Annotated in this window: 16 protein-coding genes; 12 read left to right on the top strand and 4 right to left on the bottom strand. The window is 43.9% G+C overall.

The features are described from left to right. Nucleotides 1-43: 43 nt before the first annotated feature. The 3 genes from QUB24_RS17570 to QUB24_RS17560 all read right to left on the bottom strand — a co-directional run bounded on the left by QUB24_RS17570 (nt 44) and on the right by QUB24_RS17560 (nt 7913). On the bottom strand, nt 44-2071 hold the full coding sequence (locus QUB24_RS17570) for an adenylate/guanylate cyclase domain-containing protein (protein WP_333154474.1): 2028 nt from the start codon (nt 2069-2071) through the stop codon (nt 44-46). Beyond that, nucleotides 2037-6737 (bottom strand): response regulator, encoded by a 4701-nt coding sequence (locus tag QUB24_RS17565; protein WP_333154473.1) that lies wholly within the window; start codon nt 6735-6737, stop codon nt 2037-2039. The genes QUB24_RS17570 and QUB24_RS17565 overlap by 35 nt, the downstream gene beginning before the upstream one ends. Before the next feature lie 666 nt (nt 6738-7403). Continuing rightward, nucleotides 7404-7913: a hypothetical protein gene (locus tag QUB24_RS17560; protein WP_333154472.1), complete on the bottom strand. Its 510-nt coding sequence runs from the start codon at nt 7911-7913 to the stop codon at nt 7404-7406. 77 nt (nt 7914-7990) lie between these two features. Here QUB24_RS17560 and QUB24_RS17555 point away from each other — a divergent pair, with 77 nt between their 5' ends. From QUB24_RS17555 to QUB24_RS17505, 11 genes are all read left to right on the top strand, one after another. After that, nucleotides 7991-8908 carry a histone deacetylase gene (locus QUB24_RS17555; protein ID WP_333154471.1) on the top strand — a complete coding sequence of 306 codons (918 nt, stop codon included), beginning with the start codon at nt 7991-7993 and terminating at the stop codon, nt 8906-8908. A gap of 142 nt (nt 8909-9050) precedes the next feature. Beyond that, entirely contained in the window at nt 9051-10061 is a 1011-nt protein-coding gene (locus tag QUB24_RS17550) for a glycosyltransferase family 2 protein (protein WP_333154501.1), read from the top strand. Between the two features lie 195 nt (nt 10062-10256). Further along, the gene (locus QUB24_RS17545; RefSeq protein ID WP_333154470.1) at nt 10257-10838 is read left to right on the top strand and encodes a serine acetyltransferase; all 582 of its coding nucleotides are present in this window, start codon (nt 10257-10259) and stop codon (nt 10836-10838) included. Between the two features lie 251 nt (nt 10839-11089). Beyond that, nucleotides 11090-11611 (top strand): serine acetyltransferase, encoded by a 522-nt coding sequence (locus tag QUB24_RS17540; protein ID WP_333154469.1) that lies wholly within the window; start codon nt 11090-11092, stop codon nt 11609-11611. A 92-nt stretch (nt 11612-11703) separates the two neighbouring features. Then, nucleotides 11704-12717 carry a glycosyltransferase family 2 protein gene (locus tag QUB24_RS17535; RefSeq protein WP_333154468.1) on the top strand — a complete coding sequence of 338 codons (1014 nt, stop codon included), beginning with the start codon at nt 11704-11706 and terminating at the stop codon, nt 12715-12717. Between the two features lie 46 nt (nt 12718-12763). Further along, the gene (locus QUB24_RS17530) at nt 12764-13216 is read left to right on the top strand and encodes a hypothetical protein (RefSeq protein WP_333154467.1); all 453 of its coding nucleotides are present in this window, start codon (nt 12764-12766) and stop codon (nt 13214-13216) included. A gap of 303 nt (nt 13217-13519) precedes the next feature. After that, a complete protein-coding gene (locus QUB24_RS17525) occupies nt 13520-13684 on the top strand; it encodes a hypothetical protein (protein WP_333154466.1) in 165 nt (54 codons plus the stop codon). Nucleotides 13685-13702: 18 nt separating this feature from the next. After that, nucleotides 13703-14299, top strand: a complete 597-nt coding sequence (locus QUB24_RS17520) for a glycosyltransferase family 4 protein (RefSeq protein ID WP_333154500.1) — start codon at nt 13703-13705, stop codon at nt 14297-14299. 584 nt (nt 14300-14883) lie between these two features. Further along, a complete protein-coding gene (locus QUB24_RS17515; protein ID WP_333154465.1) occupies nt 14884-15369 on the top strand; it encodes an ISAzo13-like element transposase-related protein in 486 nt (161 codons plus the stop codon). After that, nucleotides 15360-15503 (top strand): hypothetical protein, encoded by a 144-nt coding sequence (locus tag QUB24_RS17510; protein ID WP_333154464.1) that lies wholly within the window; start codon nt 15360-15362, stop codon nt 15501-15503. Before QUB24_RS17515 ends, QUB24_RS17510 begins: the two co-directional genes overlap by 10 nt. A gap of 152 nt (nt 15504-15655) precedes the next feature. Further along, a complete protein-coding gene (locus QUB24_RS17505) occupies nt 15656-16546 on the top strand; it encodes an alpha/beta fold hydrolase (protein ID WP_333154463.1) in 891 nt (296 codons plus the stop codon). 725 nt (nt 16547-17271) lie between these two features. Here the strand turns inward: QUB24_RS17505 and QUB24_RS17500 are convergent. After that, the gene (locus QUB24_RS17500; protein WP_333154462.1) at nt 17272-18153 is read right to left on the bottom strand and encodes a Cof-type HAD-IIB family hydrolase; all 882 of its coding nucleotides are present in this window, start codon (nt 18151-18153) and stop codon (nt 17272-17274) included. A gap of 482 nt (nt 18154-18635) precedes the next feature. Here QUB24_RS17500 and QUB24_RS17495 point away from each other — a divergent pair, with 482 nt between their 5' ends. Beyond that, complete coding sequence (locus tag QUB24_RS17495; protein ID WP_333154461.1) at nt 18636-24164, top strand: ATP-binding sensor histidine kinase; 5529 nt, start codon at nt 18636-18638, stop codon at nt 24162-24164. Nucleotides 24165-24186 lie beyond the last annotated feature (22 nt).

The following is a 24186-nucleotide window of genomic DNA, read 5'->3' as shown; positions in this document are numbered from 1 at the left end:
CCCCCTTCTTCCTTCTTTCTTCTTCCTTCCCAATTCCCAAATTTTACTTTTTTTGTAGCAACCAATAAGTCATCATATCCCCCTTACCTTTTACCGGAATCACGCCTCGCCTCTCAAATAAATACTTATCTTTCAGAAGCTCATAAGTAACATCAGTAACTTGAATGCTGCCTGCAAAACCCGTAGCTTCCATCCTCGCCGCCACATTCACCGTATCTCCCCACAAATCATAGGTAAACTTGCTCACACCTATCACTCCCGCAACCACCGGCCCGGAATTGATGCCAACGCGAATTGCCAGTTTTTCCCCTGTCTCGGCGCACAACTTTGCTATTTTTGCCTGCATTCCCAGGGCCATTTGGGCGATCGCCTCGGCGTGATCCTGTCTCGGCGTAGGCAACCCCCCGACTACCATGTAAGCATCGCCAATAGTCTTAATTTTCTCCACACCGTACTTTTCAGCTAACTGGTCGAAGTGCGAAAAAATTACGTTCAAGCGCTTTACCAACTCGGTGGGAGACATTCTAGCAGACAACTCAGTAAAGCCAACAATATCAGCAAATAAAACACTTACTTGGGCAAAACTGTCGGCGATCGTGCTTTGCTCTGCCTTCAAGCGTTCTGCGATTGGTTTGGGTAAAATATTTAACAGCAACTTCTCGCTTTGTTCTTGTTGAACTTTTAGCGCTTCTTGCGCTAATTTGCGTTCTGTAATATCAGAAACAGTACCCTCATAGTAGATCAGATTACCTTTTGAATCTCGAACAGCCCGAACATTTTCTGACACCCAAATCCGGCGTCCGTCTTTGCGACATACCATAGATTCAAACCCAGAAACGGCATTTTCAGCATCCATAGCAGCTACAAATTCGAGGCGGCGTTCCGGGTCAACGTACAGTTGCTGAGCAATATTTTTAATCTCGGACATCAGTTCTTCTGGCGAGTCGTAACCGTACAATTTTGCCAAAGCTGGATTAGCGCTGAGATAGCCTCCTGAAGGCGTGCTTTGAAAAATGCCTTCCATCGCATTTTCTACAATGCTGTGATATTTTTCTTGAGCAATACGCAGCAATTCTTCTGCTTGTTTGCGCTGAATCAAAGAACCTAATTGAGTGCCGACCGCATTAAAAACGTCTATAAATCGTGCGTCTTTCCCACCAGACGAAAGTTTAAAGAAAACTAGCACTGCCAATACTTCATCGCCTACCAAAATCGGCACGCCAAAACCCGCTTTGAATCCGAGTTCTAGTGCTATCTGACTTCGGAAAAAATGCGGGTAGCCCCTGGAAATATCTTCTACCCATTCCGGTTGCTTGGATGCCCAAACTCGTCCCGGCAGTCCTATATTCATGGCAAATGTCAGTTGTTGGCTTTGGGTGCGGAACGATTCCATGCTGGGGTTGCTCGCATACCAGCCCCGGGCTGATTCTAGAAGAGTTCCTTCTGCATCGGGAATCCAAGCTTCTCCCACATCCCATCCGATTGTTTCGCCCACTTGGTGCAGAATTACTTCTAAAGCTGAGTGAAAGTCTACAGCTTCGCCGATCGCCCGCGTCGTTTCCAGCAAAAACCGGATTGATTCTTGGGCCCGCTGCCGTTCTGCGATTTCTTCCTGCAATCTAGAATTGCGATCGTGCAGTTCTCTAGCTTGCAGTTGCAGTTTGGATTGCAGCGAACGAAGGGAAAGTTGGTTTTGGACGCGGGCTAAGACTTCTTCTACTTGAAACGGTTTAGTAATATAATCTACCCCTCCTACTTGAAAAGCTTTAACTTTTTCCAGCACGTCATCTAGCGCACTAATAAAAATTACCGGAATATCTTGAGTTTTTTCGCTTAACTTTAACTGCTCACAAACTTCATACCCGTTCATTTGCGGCATATTAATATCTAGTAAAATTAGATCGGGAGGAGATATTTGTGCCCCTTGTAAAGCCAAGTGTCCGTTAATAGCCTTCCTGACATGATACCCATGAGATGTCAGCATAGTCGATAAAAGTCGCAAATTATCCGGCATATCGTCAACTATCAGAATGTCTTTAGGAGTCGCTGGTAATGGATGGTCGTTCATCATAATATAATTGAGTTAAATCGATAATGATATCTATCCGAAAATTATCGACTAAATCTGTTAAAGCGTTAGCGAGATTTGCCTCAGTTTCGGGAATTTCCTTGATCAGTTCGAGGATGCGGTTGTCGTCAACACAAAGTGCTGCTCGGTGCAACTCGACCACCCAGTCTGTGGGCATTACACTCAAATCCTCGGTGGTCAAACTTTTAAGCAGCGTCGGTGTTGAAAAAGAAGTAGATAAGTTTTCTTTCTCATAAATATAACGCAGGTTGAGATGATGCGCTATCTTTTCAAAGAGTACCTCTTCCCGAAACGGTTTACATATCAAATCGTTACAACCAGCAGACAAAATTATTTGCCGCTGCTCGTCAAAAGCACTAGCCGTCAAGGCAATAATTATTGTTTTTTTACCTTCTAGAGTTTTCTTAATCTGTCTGGTCGCTTCATACCCATCCATCACGGGCATCAGCATATCCATTAATATCAAGTGCGGCTTCCAAGTTGAATTCAAAGCAATTGCTTCTTGACCGTTAGTTGCTTCCCGGACTTCAAATCCCAGGGGGATCAGCAGCTTAAGCAGCAGTTGGCGATTTTCCGCTACATCTTCAACTATTAATATCCGATAAGTGTCTTGCCCTGCTTCTAAAGCAATAACTTGTTTAACCGTCGTTTTTTCTTGTTCATCACTTTCTGTTACTAAGTTAACCCAGATATTAAAGCTGAAAGTTGTGCCTTTGCCTAGTTGACTTTCTACAGCAATATCACCTCCCATAATCCGAACAAACTGTTGGCTGATCGGCAACCCCAGACCAGTTCCCTGCATTGATTTTCGACCTGTTTCGGTTTGTACAAAGGGCTTAAATAATGTGGAAAGTTCCAAGGGAGAAATGCCGGGCCCCGTGTCGGCAATTTCAAAATACAATTGGGATTTGTTTTCTTCTGTGGCGTCTTTTTCAGCTTTGCTGCTGACGCGCAAAGTAACGGTTCCCTGTTGAGTAAATTTAATCGCATTGCCGATTAGGTTAATTAAAACTTGCCGCAATTTAGCTTCGTCTGTTTGAATGTACTGCGGCAAATCATCGGCCTTTTCAAATATTAGGTGCAAACCTTTTGAGTTGGCTTTGAGTTGCAGCATTTCTTTGAGACTGTTGAGAAGGTTGTAGAGATCGAAGCGGCTGGGATTGATGGTAATTTGACCGGCTTCTATTTTGGACATTGACAAAACATCATTGATGAGTTCTAGCAAATGTTCGCCACTGCGGTTAATAATTTCTATGTATTCTTTTTGTTCTTCCGTGATAGAACTGTTGCGGGCCATGACTTGGGAAAAACCGAGAATGGCGTTGAGAGGTGTGCGGAGTTCGTGGCTCATGGAAGCTAGAAATTGGCTTTTGGCGCGGTTGGCAACTTCGGCGTTTTCTTTGGATTTCATCAGTTCTATGGACTGCCTTTGAGTGCGGGCGAGCAATTCCGCTTGCTGTAATGCTACTCCTAGCTGAGTACCGACATCAACTGCAACGTTGATTTCTGCTTCACTCCACTGGCGGGGAGCAGAATTTTGATAGGATGCTAGTAATCCCCAGAGCTTTTTGCCAGAAAAAATTGGTACAATAATGTAGGATTTAGCTTGAAATTTTTCTAGCAATTGGATGTAACAATTATCGAAACCTTGCTTGTAAATATCTGGGACACAAAGGTAATTTTTACCTCGGCTGTAGGCTCCGCCTTTGGTTTGTTGCAAATAGGTATCGTGGACTTCTGGTGAGATACTATCTAATTTTTGGACTAGACAAAGTTCGCCGTCTAAAGCGCCTTCCGTAAGGTTAGAATCGGTATCCTGTGCTTGGATGAATGAAACCCACTTGCGGTCAAGGGATTCGGCTACAAATTCGCCACTCCAGTCTGGATTGAAACGGTAAATAGCGACTCGATCGCACTTCATGGTTTGGCGCAATTCTCGGGTTGTGGCGTGAAAAATTTCTCGGATATCTAAAGTTTGCCGCATTCTTTCAATGATGCGGGCGATCGCTCTTTGTCGTAAAGCACTTTCTTGCAGTTCGGTTTCTGCTTGCTTGCGTTCGGTAATATCTACAGCCATTAAAGCAATGCCGATTGCTGTACCGTTATCGTCAATTAGTTGAGTATTGTACCACTCGCAGATGATAATTCTGCCGTCTTTAGTCAGATTTTCGGTAGTGCCGCTGGATTTGGGGTTCAAGTCGTGATTGAAAATCTCAGATAATTGCGGGTGGTAGCTTTCAGGTACGATCAAATCGGAGGCGACTCGACCAATCGCTTCTTGCTCACTGTAGCCAAAAATAGCAACGGCTGCGGGATTCCAAGTGATAATTTCTAAATTGAGGTTTAACTCGATAACTGCGATCGGCGTTTGCTGCAATAAAAATGAGATTCTTTGCTGCGATTCTAGCAGTTTTTCTTCGCCTAATTTGCGGTCTGTGATGTCATTAGCAGTGCCGAGAATTTGTTTGGGTTTACCATCGCTTGTTCTGAGAAATACTGTATCCCAACTGTGCATCCACCGCCATTCACCGTTTTTGTGTTTCATTCGGTATTGACATTCAATGACCTCACCGTCTTTAGCTTGATCAACTTTTTTGACGCTTTCCAAAAACTCTGGCAAATCATCGGGGTTGAGCAATTGTGGCATCATTGCTGTACCCATATCTTGTATTTCTTGGGCGGTATATCCGAGCATCGTAGAAATTTGTCGGTTGCTGTAGACATTCCGCTGTTCAATTACATCGTAAACGTACAATAGGTTGGGATTGGAGTCGGCGATCGCTTGAATGAAGTGCTGGCTTTCTCTGAGTGCGGATTCTGTTTGTTTGCGAACGCTAATATCTCGCGCCACGATAATCACTGAATCTGCCGTCAGCGGAGAAACTTTTGCGTCGAGGCAAAGTTCGCGATCTACGAGTTTAAAGCTATATTCAACATTGATGGTTTGCTTCGTTTTTAGAGCTTCGTGGATAGCCTTTAATACTAAATCTGCTATAGGTTTCGGCAAGACTTCGTGGGCTGTTTTGTTAATCATTTCGCTGGGAGGTTTCACCAAATTTGTTGATGCTGTAGGGGCGATTTTGATGCAGCGCCCTTCTGCATTTCTCACTAAAACTGTGTCAGTCATGGCGGCAAAAATCGCCCGCAATTCTGTTTCCGATTCTTGCAGAGCTTGCTCGGCGCGGACACGGGTGCGAATTTCTGCTTGCAGCACTTTATTTTGCCGATCGAGCTGCTGAATTCGGTTTTTTTCTCGTTCGATCAGTTTAGCTTGAGCGATAGCGAGCCCTACTTGAGCCGCCACCGCTTCTAATAAGTCGATTTCCTCGGAAGTCCATTCCCGGTAACGATCGCACTGGTGCAAACAGATAGCACCGTTTGCCCTGCCTTGGTAGGAAGTGCGAATTGCCAGCATCGATTTTAACCCAACCTTCTGGCAAATCGGTTGAACAGCTTGCAACAGAGGGTCTGAATAAACATTGTTGGAGGCGATCGCCAGATCTTGTATCATCATTTGTATGACGTGAGGATTGCCCCAAATTGGAACAGGTACGTTCCGAATAGATTCGCACTCGGGTTCGAGATACTCAGCCGCCAGAGGAATATCGACTTGGGGAGTAGTAACGTAAGTATGAATCAAACAGCGATTGACGCAGAATGCCAGACCGATTTGAGTGGCAGCTATTTGAAATATTTGTTCTGGCTGCAAGCTTGAGCGAATTTCTTGAGTTATTTTTGCAATCAGCAATTCTCGCTGAACTTGCCGTTCTAAAGCAGCTTTAGCTCCAGCCATTTCTATTTCTGCGTGCTTGCGATCGCTGATATCAAAAAGTACGCCATACCAAACAATATCGCCATTATCGCGCATTTCTGGTCGAGAATTAGATTGCAGCCATTTGAGTTTCCCCGACGGTGTAATAATCCGCCATTCAAAGGCAAAAGGTTCTAACGTTTTGGCGCTATTCGCAATTTTTTTTACCAGATATTCTCGGTCATCTGGATGATTTTGATAGAAGCAAAAATCAGGGTTTTTTAATATTTCCTCACTCTCTAATTCGTAAATCTCCCGACAAGCATAACTAATATATTCAAACTTAAAACTTCCATCGGGCTTCTTGATAAATTGATAAAGAACTCCCGGTATATTGACCGCCAATTTCTGCAACCGCGCTTTGCTTTCCCGGAGTGATTGTTCTGTTCGCTTGCGAAATTCTACCTCTTGTTGCAGTTGGGCATTCTGCTGTTTTAATTGTTTTGATAGCTGTTGTATAGTCAATTGACTTTCGATCCGCACTAAAAATTCTTCCAGTTGAAAAGGCTTAGTAATGTAGTCAACACCGCCGACTTCAAAAGCTTTGACTTTGTGAAATATTTCATCAAAAACACTCAAGAAAATCACCGGAATTTCCCTCGTTTTCTCGTTGGATTTCAGTCGGACACAGACTTCATATCCGTTCATTTTGGGCATGGCAATATCTAGCAAAATCAAGTCTGGGAGAACGGTTAAATTAGCATTGACCGCCATTTCTCCCGAAATAGCCCGCTGAACTTTATACCCTTCTTTCGTCAATATGTTTGATATGAACCGCAGGTTGTGGGGCTGATCGTCAATAATTAAAATGTGAATACTTTCTTTGTTAAATATCATTTCTTGTCGGATTATTGTGAAGTTTTTAGTGCTAGCAGATTGATGATTTAATAAATTTAGCAAGTCTTTCCGATCATTATTTATTAAACCTTTTCAGACTCAGCAAATAGAGGATTAACTTTAGATATTAGCCATCAACTAACGCACCTTCTATTTTTTTAAATTATTGGTTGCTTGTCTTAAGTTTGCCACGCCAATTAACCGTAGTTAACCATATTTTATTGCCGAAACAAATACCCTTATTTGATGTCTAAATTAACTTTGCATAAAAACAATCCTCGCTTAGGCACTCTAGACCAAAGCAAGCGGGTTTTTTAACTTTGTTCAAGGGCTGCGACCAAGTATTTTCGTACAACCCGGTTGATGCAGGACTGTTTTTTGCTTGACTTTTGCATTGCATTAAAAGTCCCAGGAGGATAACGCAAGTTTCTTGACATTTTGCTGCCACATTCAAAGGGTTTTAGCCGAGATACACACCGGGACATACGGCGAGGCGAAGAAACCGTTTTTTTTTTACTCTTGTCGCTGCAACGAAGTATGGCTGTGAAAAACCTCGGTTTTGACGCACCCGCCCATCAGTCTTAAGATATTTATAGGGGACTAAGAGTATAGATCCATCCACCCCGCACCCAAAGCCTACCATATAAACTATTTTCTCGGTCTTTTCTATGCCAGCAATTCCTTAAGTTTAGCAATATTTTCACTGCTAAGGTAAATTTTAATTTCTAGTTCTTGGTCAGATTCCCACAGCAGCAGCATATTATCTTCGCCCAAGGCGATTTCGGGATTGTTTAATTCAAGTGTTTGATATTTAACTTCGGGAATTCCTACGCGAATTACCAGTTCCGCTTCCAACTGAGGATAGATGTACAATTGCTGTTGCAAGTTGTCAAGTTCTAATTTGTCAACAGTGTTGTTACGTTGGACAGGAGAATCGGGTTTGTACCAATAGAGAGTTTGCTCCCGAATTTCGGGATTGACTATCACAAATTTTTCGTCAAAACGCTGGGGGTGCCAGTGAATTTCGCTCAGACCGCCGATTTGCGGAATCAGTCGCTCTACCCAGCTAATTTCTTTGCCGTTCAGGTTTCCCCACCACTGACTGATATTATCGAGATTGTCAGCATTTTCGGGGTGGCTGCTGCCGGACTGCCAGACTGTTTTTAGTTGTTGCATATACAGGTTCTCCAGCGAATTTAAATTTGAGATTGCAGGCTTTCAATTGGAGATTCATTCGTTATACAATAATTTTAATGGACTTACCAATTATTTACCACGAAGATTACGTTGCACCTCTGCCACCGGATCACCGCTTCCCGATGGCAAAGTTTCGGATGCTGTACCAGATGCTGCTCGCGGACGGGGTAGCAGATAAATCGCAATTTCACGCTCCCGAACTTCCGCCTCAAGAATGGATTGAATTAGTCCACGACCGCTGCTACGTTCAAGCTTACTGCAACGGGACGCTCGATGACAAAGCGACTCGGCGAATTGGTCTGCCTTGGAGTCGGGCCCTTGCTAATCGCACTTGCACTGCGGTTGCAGGAACTGTACTAACTGCCAAGCTCGCTTTAGAATACGGTTTGGCTTGCAATACTGCGGGCGGAACTCATCACGCCTTCCCTGCTTTTGGGTCTGGTTTTTGTATTTTTAATGATTTGGCGATCGCCTCTCGCGTCTTACAAAAAAATGGTTTAGTTCGCAAAGTTTTAATTGTCGATTTAGATGTCCACCAAGGAGACGGAACCGCCGTAATATTCCAAGATGACAGCAGCGTTTTTACTTTCTCGATGCACTGCGAAGTCAATTTTCCCGGCACTAAACAAAAGGGCGATTTAGATGTACCTTTGCCTGTGGGTATGGAGGACGACGAATATTTACAAACATTGGATAAATTCTTACCAGATTTGCTGTCAAATGTCAAGCCAGATTTAGTTTTGTACGATGCTGGAGTAGACCCTCATCACGGTGACAAACTGGGAAAATTAGCTTTAACTGATACGGGCTTATTTCGCCGGGAAATGCAAGTTTTGATGGCGTGTTTGGCTGGTGGCTATCCCGTTGCCTGCGTGATTGGCGGGGGTTATTCCGATGACGCTAAGGGGTTAGTTTACCGACATTCGCTGCTGCACCGAGCCGCCAGTCAAGCCTACAGGCAGTATCGACTTTGATCCAGAGGGGCGAGACTTCGGAAATATGGCACAAAAAACAGTCTCCCTCACCCAAACAAATAAAAATACTATTAGCGATCGCTCCAGCTTGCCAGATGGGTACAAATTGAGCTAAAAAGTGGTTACACAAACAACGGTACTTATGTCGAATGCCAGCGAGTCCAATCACCCGTATCCACTGCTGGTTGTCATTGTTAACTACCGAACCCCTAGTTTGACAATTGACTGCTTGCGCTCTCTAGTTAGCGAAGTGCAATCGCTGCCCGGTATGCGGGTTGCAGTTGCCGACAATGCTTCAGGCGATCGCTCCGTCGAAGAAATTAGTAGTGCGATCGCCACAGAAGGCTGGAACGAATGGGCATCCTTCGTGCCCCTAGACTGCAACGGCGGATTTGCCTTCGGCAACAACGCCCTGATCCGTCCCGCCCTCCAATCCACCAATCCCCCCCCTTACTTCCTGCTGCTCAACCCAGACACCATAGTTCGCCCCGGTGCCCTCAAAGCCCTCGTCGATTTCATGGACACTCATCCCGAAGCCGGCATCGCCGGCAGCCGCTTGGAAGACCCCGACGGCACCCCCCAGGAGTCAGCTTTTCGGTTTCACAACCTCTTGACGGAACTCGATTTTGGTTGGCGGACAGGCTTTATATCCAAGTTATTAGCCAACTGGGCCGCAGCGCCTCCCATTTCCCAAGAAACCTGTCAAACTGATTGGGTAGCTGGAGCCAGCATGATCGTCCGTCGCGAAGTATTTGAAAAGATTGGCTTGCTGGATGAAGCTTATTTCATGTACTGCGAAGAAATGGACTTTTGTCTGCAAGCGAACAAAGCTGGCTGGAGTTGCTGGTACGTACCCGAAAGTCGCGTTGTCCACTTAGTCGGCCAAAGCTCAGGCGTCACTGACACCCAAAAGCCCGCCAAGCGGCGGCCTACCTATTGGTTTGATTCCCGGCGTAGGTACTTTATCAAAAACTACGGCTTGGTTTACACAGCATTAACTGATGTATCCTGGGCTTCGGGTTTTGCAGCCTGGAGGGTGCGCCGCGTACTTCAAGGCAAACCAGATCGCGATCCACCACAATTACTGAGGGATTTTGTATTAAATAGTGTATTTTTTAAGGGGGGTAAGATTGAAAAATCCAAAAACTTTTAAAGGGAGTTGGTAAATCGGTCAAAGCCAACTAAACCAGGTTAACCTAGGCAAGCAAAATATTTTATGATGCAGCCGAGAAATTAGTATTCTCGATCGATACAACCGGATTGCTCCTTCCTCAAAAACCTGATATACCCATTAATATCGTCGGCATCTAGCAAGAGAGTAAACAAGAAATAGTGTGAATTAGAGCTTATGGTAACTGAGCAAAACTTAATCACGAGTGAAAATCAAGTAGAAGAACCCAGGCTGGGACTGTGGCAGCAAATTAAAGAAGACTGGATTGCTCATGGTCGAGATTGGACAAAACCGGGATTTCGCGCCGTAGCAGTTCAGCGTTTTGGCGTCTGGAGAATGCAGGTAGAACCGAAATTACTTCGGGCTCCTTTGAGCATTCTTTATCGATCGCTCTACCGAAAAGTCCGCAATAGTTACGGGATAGACTTGCCTTACACTGTGAAGCTCGGTCGTCGCGTGGTGATAGAACATCAAAACGCTATTATTATTCACGGATATTGTACGATCGGCGACGACTGCATTATCCGCCAAGGTGTAACGCTGGGAAACCGCTATTTGGACAAGCCTCTAGAATCCCCTCAATTGGGCGATCGGGTTAACGTCGGCGCTGGTGCAAAAATCCTCGGAAAAGTAAACTTGGGAGACGACGTAAATATCGGTGCCAATGCTGTAGTTTTATCAGACATTCCAGCAGGTCAAACTGCCGTTGGTATCCCAGCCAAAATTATCAAATCCCGCCCTGCTGAAAACAATACTTAAATCATTGTCTTCCTTATGCCTTTTTCTTCCTCCTATAACTCTGCGGAGATTCAATAAATCAATCTACCTAGTCAAGTTATATAGCAATCCTTGCAGGAGTAGTAAATTTTTTACCCCACCCCAGCCCTCCCCGAACTCGCGGGGAGGGAGTAAGAAATTCACAAATGATGCGAGAATTGCTATAGAGCCCTGTTAATGTAAACCGCACAAATAGGCACAATTGTCTACATCATCAAAACACTGCACAAACAATGATTGAGTCAATCACTAAGCCAACAGTTTCTGCTACTGAAGCAGACTGGAGCCGCGAAAAACCCAGCAAGTGGTGGGAGCCTAGTCGCCAACTGCTCAAATCTATCCGTAACTATCAAAAGTGGCAGCAGCAGGGTGGGATTTTAGGCTATTTTTTATGCCGTTTGAACATCATCGAGTATCGATTCTGGAGCGTTGTAACTGCAACAGACATCCCTTTAAACTGCCAAATACAAGGAGGACTGGTGCTGCCTCATCCTAATGGCATTGTCATTCATCCCAGTGCTTCCATTGGCCCTAACTGTCTGATTCTTCAACAGGTGACAATTGTTGCTGATGTCAAAATCGGCGGTCACGTCGATATCGGTGCAGGAGCGAAAATTATTCGCTCCGTAACGATCGGCGATCATGCTTTAATTGGTGCCAATGCTGTGGTGACTTGTGACGTGCCACCAGGTGCAACCGCAGTAGGAATACCGGCAAAAATAATCGAAAAAAAACCCAGGGAGTCTGAAAAATAATTTCTAGAAGTCGCAGAAAAATTATGAAATTAGCTCGACTTTTATTAAAATATAAAAGGAACTGCTCAGTAGTGGAATTCAAGAGGTAAAACTTGCAACAAATTGGATTAGTGGCGATCGGACGAAACGAAGGGCAGCGCCTCCGCCAGTGCCTAGTCTCGGCCACAGACAAAGTTGCCCGCGTCGTCTATGTCGATTCCGGCTCAACAGACGGTAGCCTAGAGTTAGCCCGATCAAGCGGAGCCGATACAGTAGAACTAGACTTATCTATACCATTTACCGCAGCCCGCGCCAGAAACGAAGGCTTTGCCCGCTTGCTGAAACTAGCACCCGACATCGAATTTGTCCAATTTGTGGATGGCGACTGCGAATTGGTTGACGGATGGATCGATCGAGCCTACAGCGAACTCACAGCCAAACCCAACGTAGCAGCAGTGTGCGGGCGCAGGCGCGAACGATACCCCGAAGCCACCATCTACAACCAACTGTGCGACATCGAGTGGGATACCCCCATCGGCGAAACCAAAGCCTGCGGTGGCGATTTCATGATGCGCGCAGCAGCATTTCAGCAAGTCGGCGGTTTCAATCCGGCACTCATCGCCGGCGAAGAACCAGAAATGTGCGTGCGGTTGCGCCAAAAAGGTGGGAAAATCCTCCGCTTAGATGCAGAAATGACCCTGCACGACGCGCAAATGACCAGTTTCGCTCAGTGGTGGAAGCGGGCTCAAAGAGCGGGTCACGCCTATGCCGAGGGTTCCTGGATGCACGGAAGCGAACCAGAGCGCCATTGGGTCAAAGAAACCCGAAGCACGTGGCTGTGGGGATTAGTTTTACCAGCCCTAGCCTTGGCAATGACATGGCCGACAAAAGGCTGGAGCTTGTTACTATTGAGTGGCTACCCCTTAGCAGCCTATCGCACCTATAACTATTATATAAAGCATCGGGATCTCACAACTAAAGACGCAGCCATCTACGCTTTGTCTTGCGTATTAGCCAAATTTCCCCAGCTACAAGGTCAAATCCAGTTTCACCAGCGCCGATTGCTGGGGCAGCAGAGCAAACTAATCGAATACAAAACAACCAACTCTATTAATTCAGCCAGCTAGAATTACAGCTAACGTCCCAGAAAGTCAACCCCTGAGTAGCAAAGAAATGAGTAATAAAAGATTAAAATTTTTACTAATTGTAGATCAGTGCAATCCTGACCACGAATTTCAAAGGTGGTACCCGCCACGTGATTTATCCGTGGAATCAATCCCAAATCGAAAATCGAAAATCCTCAAGAAAGAGCATTTATCCGTGGGGTCGCCTCTAAAATCTCAAATCTCAAATCTCAAATCGATTGACTGGGCATCTGTACCTTTGGTGGGCTACTATTTTTTTCAACAAATCAACAACTTAGTTGATGCAACCCTTGTTACCCATATTAGAAATAAACCTGCTATCGAAAAACACTCGGAATACGGAAAAATTTTATACATGGAAGAAGGAAACTTAAGCAAACAATATTATAAAATAGTCGCCAATATTACCGCAAATTGGCGAGTAAATTGGCCTCTTCATAATGCTTTGAGCTACCCAATTTATGAAGAATTTAATCAGTAAGTATATCCAAAATTTAAAGGAAAGATCCTCAACGGAGATTATGACATATAGCGGTTCTCAAGCATGGTGAGGTATGCCCAGGGAGGCCACGGAGGCCACGGAGGCCTATGCCGGATAGTACCTCATATGAGAGCTCGAAAGGCTATAGTTCATGCAATTACCCCGATGATGCCACGATATCCGTTTAAGGTAGTCAGTGTTTGTCAGCAGACTCCTTTTATTCTAGGGCCTGTGAATGGGGGTATTCCCTTTCCACCCGGCTTTAAAGAAACGGCCAGACAATAATTTGCTCAATTTAACTTTTTGAGAGCAGTTGGTCGAGCATTAATTCCCGGCTATGTAGAAACTTACAAAAAAGCCGACAAAATCCTAGCCGGTTCCACCTATACTTTAAATATGCTAAAGGATTTGTTTGCAATCCCTGACCAAAGAATTGATTTGTTCTACGAAAATGGCATTTCCGAGTAATTTTTAAATCAGACAAATATCCCCAAGAAAGATGTCAATCATATCAATTTGCTTTTTTTGGGCAGATTAGTGCTTTACAAATGCGCCGATATTGTCATAGAGTCTATTGGGAAATTAGCCCAGGCCATTAAAAGTAAAATAAGCTTAAAAATAGTAGGGGAAGGCTCGGAAAGAAATAACTTGGAAAATCGAGTGAAGGAGCTTAATTTAGGCGAAATAGTCAGCTTTTTAGGATGGGTAAATCAATCAGAAACTCTGGATTATTACAGGAAAGCCGATATTTTTTATTTTCCTTCGGTCAGAAAGTTTGGCGGCGCAGTGGTAATGGAAGCTATGGCTTGCGGACTCCCCTGCATAGTTGCCAATAACGGCGGTATTGGTGAATACGTGAATGAAGATACTGGTTTTAAGATAGAGCCGATTTCTAGAGAGTATCTCACTCAGGAGTTGACAAGTAAAATTCAGATGTTGGTCGAAGATGCTCGGCTGCGGGAAAGTATGTCAGCTAAGGCGATCGAAAAAGCCCAAAAATTTGCGTGGGAAAACAAAGCCATAAAAATCTTCGATATTTACGAAAAAATGCTCGGTGAGAAAAGGGTTAGTGCATCGACATAGTAGAGGGATATTGTTGAGTTAAAAATTTGAAAGCAGGTACGAAATGAAGGCAAAAATTGGATACTTTATTCCACAATTTCCCGGACAAACACACATTTTTTTATGGTCGGAGCGAAATTTTCTTGCAGAACTTGGAATTGAAACAGATTTAGGATCAACTCAACCGCCCCGAAAGCATCTCAATGAAAGCAGCTAAGCTAGAAATTGGAGTTTTGAGGCTCTCTTGCTGCGAGGCTCTCTTGCTGCGAGGAAAGAGACAGGAGGAAAGAGACAGGAGGAAAGAGGAAGAAGGAAGGAGCCCGAAGAAGTGTTTTTACAAATATGAGATGCTCCCACCGCCCCCCTGAGCGATCGCTTTTCACGTACTGAAGTCGGTCGGATTTATTATCAGTCTTCCCCTAGTAAGTAAACTCTTAAAAAAGCATGGATATGTCAAGCGAAAAGCACAAGACAAGCCCATAATAGGAACTAATAAAAATCGTAATGCTCAATTTTAAAATATTGCTATACTCGACACACAGTATAGACAAGTAGGCAATCCCATTAGTAGTTCTGATACCAAAAAGAAATAAGTTTTAGGTAATTTGTATCGTCCCGGTACTCTTTATACAACCGAACCTGTCATTACTTTAGACGATGATTTTTGGAGTTTAGGTTACGGGAAAGTGATGACACATGGAATTTACGATAGCAAAAAAAAACGAGGGGATGGAACATTAGGTAACAGTAAGGATACCAGTGAATTTGCTTGTGAATTCATCAAACACTGGTGGAACAATTATGGAAAAGCCGCCTATCCTAATGCCAATTCGATTTTAGCTAAGTGTGATGGTGGCGGCAGCAATAATGCTAATCATTATATCTTGAAACACAATTCACAAAAGTTAGTATATAAAATCGGAATTGAGCTCAGAATAGCTCATTATTTTCCCATCTATTTAAATAGAATTCCATTGAAGATCGACCCTTTATTTCAGATTAGCAGAGCTTGTCAAGGAGTGATTTTTACAAGTGTAGATTTAGTCACAACTATCAGGAAAAAACTCACACTAACCAGGGTATGTCTGTAGTTGTAAATGTGGTAAATAAAATCTATAAAATTGGTAGAAAGGTGACTGAGGATTTCAAAAAAAGTCTGAAAATTGTTTTTGATGAATATTTACCCAAATGGAATTATCGAGCCGTACCTCAACTCACTCATTAATCATGTTATTAATTTTTCATTCCTGATTTAATGTGATATCTTCCATCCTTCTCAAGAGTTGAATGTTCGTGTGTAGCGTTGCTCCGGCGCCGCCTGTAGAGGGATTGTGCTGCTATGATGAAAGAAGTTAACGAAAATTTACATTAAGAGCCGTGACTGCACAACAGCTAGTATCTGCAACGAGTTTTGAAAAGCTAATTTGGACTTGGAAAGGTCACAAAATCCAATATACCGTCCAAGGAACCGGCCGCCCTCTGATCTTGATTCACGGATTTGGGGCTTCGATCGGACATTGGCGGCAAAATATCCCCCCACTAGCGGCAGGCGGCTATCGCGTATTTGCTCTGGACTTGCTGGGATTCGGTGCTTCCGCCAAACCGGCCCTAGATTACACTCTGGAATTGTGGGAAGAATTGCTGACTGATTTCTGGGCGGATCTGGTACAGGAACCGGCGGTATTTGTCGGGAATTCGATCGGCGCTTTGCTGAGTTTGATGGTAGTCGCCAACCATCCAGAAATATCAGCAGGTGCAGTCTTAATCAACTGTGCCGGCGGACTCAACCACCGGCCCGACGAACTGAATTTCCCGCTGCGAGTAGTGATGGGGACTTTTACTAAATTAGTTCGATCGCCCCTGATCGGCCCCTTTGTCTTCAACAACATCCGCCAAAAACACCGCATCCGCAACACCCTGCGCCAAGTCTACGGGAACCGCGAAGCCATCACTGACGAACTCGTAGAACTCCTCCACGCCCCCTCCTGCGAGCCCGGAGCTCAACAAGTGTTTGCCTCGATTCTCACGGCCCCAGCAGGCCCTCAACCCTCAGAATTGCTGCCCAAAGTCGATCGTCCGTTATTGGTACTTTGGGGCGCAGACGACCCTTGGACACCCATCGCCGGCAGCCAGATTTATCAACAATTGGCCGCCAACGATAAACCCGTGAAATTTGTTTCCATTCCCAACACAGGGCACTGCCCCCACGACGAGCGGCCGAGTGAAGTCAACGCTCTGATTTTGGACTGGCTGCTGGAATTGAAGTGAAATTTTTCTGATCGAGGCAATGCTTGGGCGATCGACCAAAACCCTTGCAATGCAAGACTTTGGCCTCGCTCCACCGCACCTGCACGGCGGCACCAGCCGACTCAAAAAACAATTTTTGGAAAAAGTATTGACACAATTTACTGAGTCAGCTATATTGATGGACGTGTGAGGAGCGAACCAGAAGAAGCACCGAGACGAAACACGGCCAGTCGTCGGTGCTTTTTCTGTTGCAAGGCATTTTTAAAAGTTTCACATTATCTGTAATTCACATCCAGAAGATATGTAAGCTCGCCCCGCTTTCTTCAATTCTTCCTTCGCGTTCTTAGCGTCTTCGCGGTTCGTTAAATAAATATTTGATGTTGCAAAAAAAGTAATTGACCGAAAGCATCCAGGATACCCGCCACGTGATTCATTCCGAAAGCAGACTCAGGACCGGTGAAATAAAAAACCTGTATCCGATGAAACTTGCCACCCGAATTTATCTCGCGCAAGTCAATGCTTCAATTCTAAAATCTAAAATCTCAAATCTCAAATCTCAAATCGATTGACTACACTTGAGATCGAAAAATCCGAAAGTGTGGATTGTTTCTGATCATCAAAATTTGATTGCATAGAACTCAAAACTAGAGAGTTATATAATAAATTGTCGCTGGGTCGGGGCGGGTTAATATACATTTTTTCCCAATGTCGCTAAACCCGCCCCGGCGGTATTGGTGCTACAAATATCAACGATCGCCCAAAACAAATTGTTCGATCGCAACCGCCACCCCATCTTCCTCCACATCCGGCGCCACCCAATCAGCAGCAGCCTTCACTCCATCAGGAGCATTGCCCATTGCCACGCCCACACCCGCGTAGGTAATCATTTCCACATCATTAAAATTGTCGCCGATCGCCATCACATTCCCCGCCTGCAAACCCAAAAGTTCCTCCGCTAAATACTGCACCGCATCTCCCTTATTCGCCAAAGGATGCGTAGCTTCAAAAAAAGTAGCAACGGATCGAGTCAAATAAAGCTCCGCAGGCGTGTAGCGCAGCCGCATACTGCTGAGCAAGCCGTCGAGTACCCCCGGATTCTCGCACAATGCCAAAACTTTCGTCGGTTCCCCCGGAAGATCTCGCCGCAAATCTTTAATCACCATTGGTTCAATGCCCGATCTTTCGGCATAAATTCGGGTAGCTGCGGTAATTTCCGGCACGTAAAGTTGGTCGTCAATGTAGAAATGGATCGAAAGCAGCGGTCGCAAATGCGGTTCTTCAAAATAATCTAACAGTTGCAGAGCAGTTTGTTTCGACAGCGGCAAGTGCCGCAGCCGCTTTTGAGTAGCGTGATCTTGAATCCACGCGCCCTGGTAGCAAATCAGTGGCAATGTTGAGCCGATGTCGCGGTGAAAACGCAAAGCTGAGCGGTACATCCTGCCCGTAGCGACGGCCACTTTCACTCCCCGCGACTCGGCCGCCAAAATTGCCTGCTTGACTGGTTCTCGGATGTCATTTGACATACCTGCGATCGTGCCGTCTATATCCACTACCAGCAATTGAATGTCTGCGGTGCCAAAAGCGCGATCGGTCGCATTAGCTGGATTTGAGGCAGTTATATTCTGCATGATTTTTTTAGATTTTAGCTGTTGATTTGCACGCACCCGTTTATTTTGGCACTGGCGGGATAGCAAAGTGTGACTTCTGATTTTTTGAAGACTAAAATAATATATAGCAATCCTTGCAGGAGTCGTAAATTTTTGACCCCACCCCAACCCTCCCCTTATCAAGGGGAGGGAGTAAGAAATTTACAAATGATGCGAAAATGGCTATAGATAACTAAATAAGCGACAAAAAAAGTATCGAGGAGGACTCTTTAGGGATGGATTTAGCTAAGCTATATAATAGTAGCCAGTTTACTGCCGTAAAAACCGCCCTCGACCGATGTGTATTTTCACTTACTTAATAATACTTGTGATCAAAAATAATGCAACTATAAGCCGACGCTCCCAACCTTTATATAATCAATGCTTCCCAATCTAAAATCTAAAATCTAAAATCTAAAATCTAAAATTGTATAACCGCATCTTTGAAATTACCCCCAACTATCATGATTTTTCTTCCGGGATACCGCATTGATGGAGAACTTTATACAAACTCTCACACAGTTATTTATCGAGGTCTGCAGCTTGAGGAACAAAAACCCGTTATCCTCAAAACTCTCACCCCGGCATACCCTACCCCAGCCCAAATATCCCAACTGCTGCACGAATCCGAAATTCTTAAAAATTTGAATTTGCCCGGAATAGTCAAGCTTTACAAAATAGAAACATACAATCACTTTCCGGTTTTAGTTTTAGAAGATTTTGGTGGGATTTCCCTAAAAGACTTTCTCAGCAACAACCAGCTAGAGTTACAACAATTTCTGCATATGGGCATCAAACTAGCAGAAACTCTTGGGCAACTCCACGAACACCACATTATCCATAAGGATATTAAACCCAGCAATATTATTGTCAATATCGAGACAGGAGATGTCAAGATTGCTGATTTTGCGATCGCCTCCCTGCTACCGGGCGAAAACCCCGCCCCCAGCCATCCCCATTTACTCGAAGGCACTCTCGCCTATATGTCTCCTGAACAAACGGGACGCATGAATCGGGCGATCGACTACCGCACCGATTTTTATTCTTTAGGCGTCACCTTTTATGAGATGCTTTGTGGCGAATTGCCTTTTAAGGCGATCGATCCTATGGAACTAGTACACTGCCATATTGCCAAAACGCCAGTTTCTGCTTGGGAAAACAGAAAGCAAAAAGTAGAAAGCAGAAGCATCGAAGGCAGAATCAATCAAGTAGGAACCAAGGAGATTCCTCAAGTCGTTTCCGATATCGTCATAAAACTCTTAGCAAAAACAGCCGAAGACAGGTATCAAAGTGCTTTGGGAATTTTGTACGACTTGGAAAATTGTCTCGATCAACTGCAAACTACAGGCGAAATTTCCCACATAACCCTCGGCGAGCAAGATCAGTCAAGTCACCTGCAAATTTCCCAAAAATTTTACGGGCGAGAAGCCGAAGTTAATATGCTTCTCAGTATCTTCCAGCGTATGAGGCGGGGCACTACAGAAATCGTGCTGATTTCTGGTTCTGCAGGTGTGGGCAAATCGTCGTTAGTATATGAAGTTTACAAGCCGAGTCGGCGGGAAAACGGGTATTTTATTGACAGCAAATTTGAGCAATTTAAGCGCGATATTCCCTACGCTTTTTTGCTCCAAGCTTTTCAAGATTTGTTGCGGCAAATATTCACAGAAAATGCCGCCGAAATCCATGTTTGGAAACAAAAAATTTTAAAAGCACTCGGCGGCAACTGCCAAGTAATTATTGAAGCTATTCCCGAAGTAGAACTGATTGTCGGGCCGCAGCCCCCCGTCCCAGATTTAGGAGCAAATGAATCTCAAAATCGCTTTAATTTAGTATTTCAAAACTTCATCCGCGTCTTTGCTCAAAAAGAACACCCCCTAGTAATTTTCCTGGACGACTTGCAGTGGGTCGATTCAGCATCTCTCAAGTTAATAGAACTGCTAGCAACTGACCTGAGAACTCAATATTTATTAATAATTGGAGCTTATAGAGAGCAGGAAGTAGATGCAAATCATCCCCTAATGCTGACCGCCGAAGCAATTAAAAAAGCAGGCGGCACTGTGAGCGCGATCGCCCTTTCGCCTTTAGACATAAGCAGCGTCAACCAATTCATTGCCGATACTTTGAACTGCGCCCCCGAAAAATCCCTAAGTTTAGCAGAATTGCTTTGGCGAAAAACCGCTGGAAATCCCTTCTTTTTAACTCAATTAATAAAATTTCTTTACTCAAAAACTTTGATTCAATTTAAACTTTCACCCTCGAATAATTTGGTCAAGCTAGCTGAACCTAACCTGTCGGGATTAGCGCAACCAATCTCAGAGCAAATTGTGAAAAAATGCCATATCACAGGCGAGTGGCAGTGGGATATCGAACAAATACAAGAAATGGGAATAACTGACAATGTTCTAGAATTAATGATAGACAACATTCAGAAACTTTCAGAGAATACCCAGGAACTGCTTAAATTAGCCGCTTGTATCGGGAACAAATTTGATTTGAAAACTCTCTCGACAATCGCCGAACAACCTCTGGCGTCCGCAGCAACCGACCTCGGTGAGGCACTTCAGTCAGGTCTGATTTTACTCGTGAATAACACATACAATATTCCGATCGCACTAGCAGCAAGCACAGAAGTAACAGACACAATATCTAGAGACTTTACCGATAAATTTTCCCTGCCAGTGGCTGATGTTTCGAGCGCCATTTACAAATTTTTGCATGAGCGAGTGCAGCAAGCAGTTTATGCTTTAATATCGGATTATCAAAAACAAGAAATTCATCTAAGAATCGGCAATTTTTTACTAGAAAATGCACCGCCAGAGCAATTAGAAGAGCATATTTTTGATACCGTAAACCAACTAAATTCGGCCAAAGGAATCATCCGCAGCCAATTAGAACAATTTCAATTATCCCAATTAAATTTAATTGCAGGTCGCAAAGCAAAAGCAAGTGCAGCTTACGAACTTGCCCTCAAATATTTAACCGCAGGTATTGAACTGCTTCCCCCCGAAAGTTGGCAAAGTGACTACGACTTGACTCTTGCACTCTACGAGTCAGCAGCAGAAGCTGCTTACCTCAATACCGACTTTGAACCAATGGAAAAATGGGCGATAATTGTCCTGCAACACGCAAAAAATGAACTAGACAAAATCAAAGTGTTTGAAATCAGAATCATAGCTTGTGCGATGCAAACCAAACTTCAAGAATCGGTAAAAATTGGTCGGGAAGCACTAAGAATGTTAGGAATCAACTTTCCCGAATCGCCGATTCCCCTCCACATTCAGCAAGCACTGGCTAAAACTGCCGCTTATTTAACAGAAATAAAAATAGAAGATTTAATTAACTTACCGATTATGACAAATCCGCACAAATTAGCAACTATGCGCGTGCTTTCCAGTATGTTTTCAGCTACATTTATAGTTGAACCTGTGCTGCTGCCACTGATTGTGTGCGAGCAAGTTAATTTATCTATTAATTACGGAAACTCTACTTTTTCTGCTTTCGGTTATGCTAATTACGGAGCAATTTTAAAAGGAATAGTTAGAGATATTGAATCGGGCGATCGCTTTGGTCAATTAGCTTTAAATTTGAGCGATAGATTAAATGCGTTAGAATTCAAAAGCAAAACGCTTAATTTAGTAGCCTTCATTTTGATGAACGGCAAGCATCACGTTAAAGACTCTTTGCCGCTATTAGAGGAGGCCTATCAAAGCGCGCTAGAAAATGGGGATTTAGAATCTGTCGGATATTCAGCCGTAAATATTTGTCAGTCTTTGTATTTCATCGGTCAAGAATTGCCACAACTGGAACGGAGAATGGTAAGTTACAACCATTTGCTGTTTCAACTCAAGCAAGAAACTGTATTGACGTGGAATCAAATATATCGGCAAACTATTTTGCAATTGATGGGAAAATTGGAAATTCCACACCTTGTATTAGGAGAGGCATACAGCGAAGAAAAATTGTTGTCGCTGCTGTTGAAAGCTAACGATCGGGTGGGGCTACAGCACTTTTATTTGCAAAAATTAATACTAGCCTATTTATTTGGAGATACCGCTACAGCCCTAGAAAATGCAGCGCAAGCCGAAGTATATTTAGACGGAGTTGCAGGCTTTATTAATGTTTCTCAATACCAGTTTTACGATTCTCTAGCCCGCCTAGCAGCCTATCCATCTGCCACAAAGGAGGAACAAGAAGAGCATATTTTTTACGCTGTCAGTAACCGAAAAAAACTGCAAAAAAAAGCGCTTTCTGCGCCCATGAATCTTCAGCACAAATGCGACTTACTTACGGCAGAAAAAGCGCGTGTTTTGGGCAATATTGTGAGAGCAATGGAATATTACGATCGCGCAATTGAAGGAGCCGAAGAAAACGGATACATACAAGTACAAGCACTAGCAGCAGAATTGGCAGGAGCATTTTATCTATCCATAGGACGAGAAAAAAATTCTAAAACTTACTTGACAGAAGCGCGTTATTGCTATCAGCGCTGGGGAGCAACAGCCAAAGCAGCGCATTTAGAATCGAAATACTCGCACTTGCTAACTTCCGCCTCGATTTCAACTAATATTGAAAGTCACAAATCTACCAGCAGCGCTTCCACTACCAACGACAGTGCAGGCGTGCTAGACTTGACCACAGCAGTTAAAGCATCGCAAACCTTAGCAGGCGAAATAGTTCTAGACAAACTGCTGGCAAAAATGATGAAAATTGTTATTGAAAATGCCGGGGGGCAACGAGGGTTTTTAATACTAGAAAAAGAGGAGCAATGGGTGATTGAAGCATCAGGATCTGTAGATGTCGATCGCGTTGCTGTCATGCAATCAATTCCGATAGATTTTGTAGCCGACGATCGAGAATTAACTTTGCTGGCAGTTGCAGTTGTGAATTACGTCGCCCGTACCCAGGAAAGTATAGTTTTAAACGATGCCAGCCGCGAAGGACAATTTACTCGCACACCCTATATAATGGCAGTTCAACCTAAATCAATTCTTTGCACTCCGTTAATTAATCAAGGCCAACTCACGGGTATTCTATATTTAGAAAACAATCTGACTACAGGCGCTTTTACACAAGACAGGTTAGAAATATTAAAACTGCTGTCTTCTCAAATTTCTATCTCCATCGAAAATGCCCAACTTTACGCCAACTTGCACCAATTTAATCAGAATCTCGAAAATTTAGTACAGCAGCGTACCTCCGAACTTTCCCAAACTTTAGAAGACTTAAAATCGGCTCAAAATAAACTGGTAGAATCGGAAAAAATGGCTGCCCTCGGAGGGTTGGTTGCAGGTGTTGCCCACGAAATCAATACTCCCATCGGCATCGGCATCACCGCCGCCTCCCTGCTTGCTGAAAAAGCCACAAAGTTTTTTGAGGTTTACAGTAACGGCCAAATAAAACGTTCCGAGTTAGAAAAGTTTCTGGATACCGCCATGCAAAGCAGTAATATGATCTTATCTAACCTCACGCGGGCGGCCGACTTGATTCACAGTTTTAAAGAAGTAGCTGTGGATCAGTCAAGCGAGTTAAAACGCACGTTTAATGTTAAAAACTATCTAGAGGAAATTTTGACATCCTTAAGTGCCAAACTCAAAAGAACTAAGCACAAAATAGAGATTAAGTGTGATGAAAATATTGTTGTGGACAGTTACCCAGGCGTAGTGTGTCAAATTGTGACAAATCTGGTGTTGAATTCGCTAATTCACGCCTACGATGGAGAAGACGCAGGAGTTCTGGCTTTTGATTTCAAACTAGAGGGCGATCGGCTAATATTTGAATATGCCGATAACGGCAAAGGAATTGACCCAGAAAATCTCAGTAAAATTTTTGAACCATTTTTTACCACCAAAAGAGGTCAGGGAGGCACGGGATTGGGACTGCACATTATTTATAACCTTGTTACTCAAAAACTAAAAGGCACAATTAGCTGCACAAGTCAAGTAAATAAAGGGACAAGATTTATGATTGAATTTCCCGCTAAAATGAGCAGTTAGTTATTAGACCGCCAACATGGAT

Source organism: Microcoleus sp. B9-D4 (assembly GCF_036705105.1).
In the GTDB taxonomy this organism is placed as follows: Bacteria; Cyanobacteriota; Cyanobacteriia; order Cyanobacteriales; family Microcoleaceae; genus Microcoleus.
Note: the sequence above shows the minus strand (reverse complement) of the source record. Positions and strands in the feature narration are given on the sequence as shown.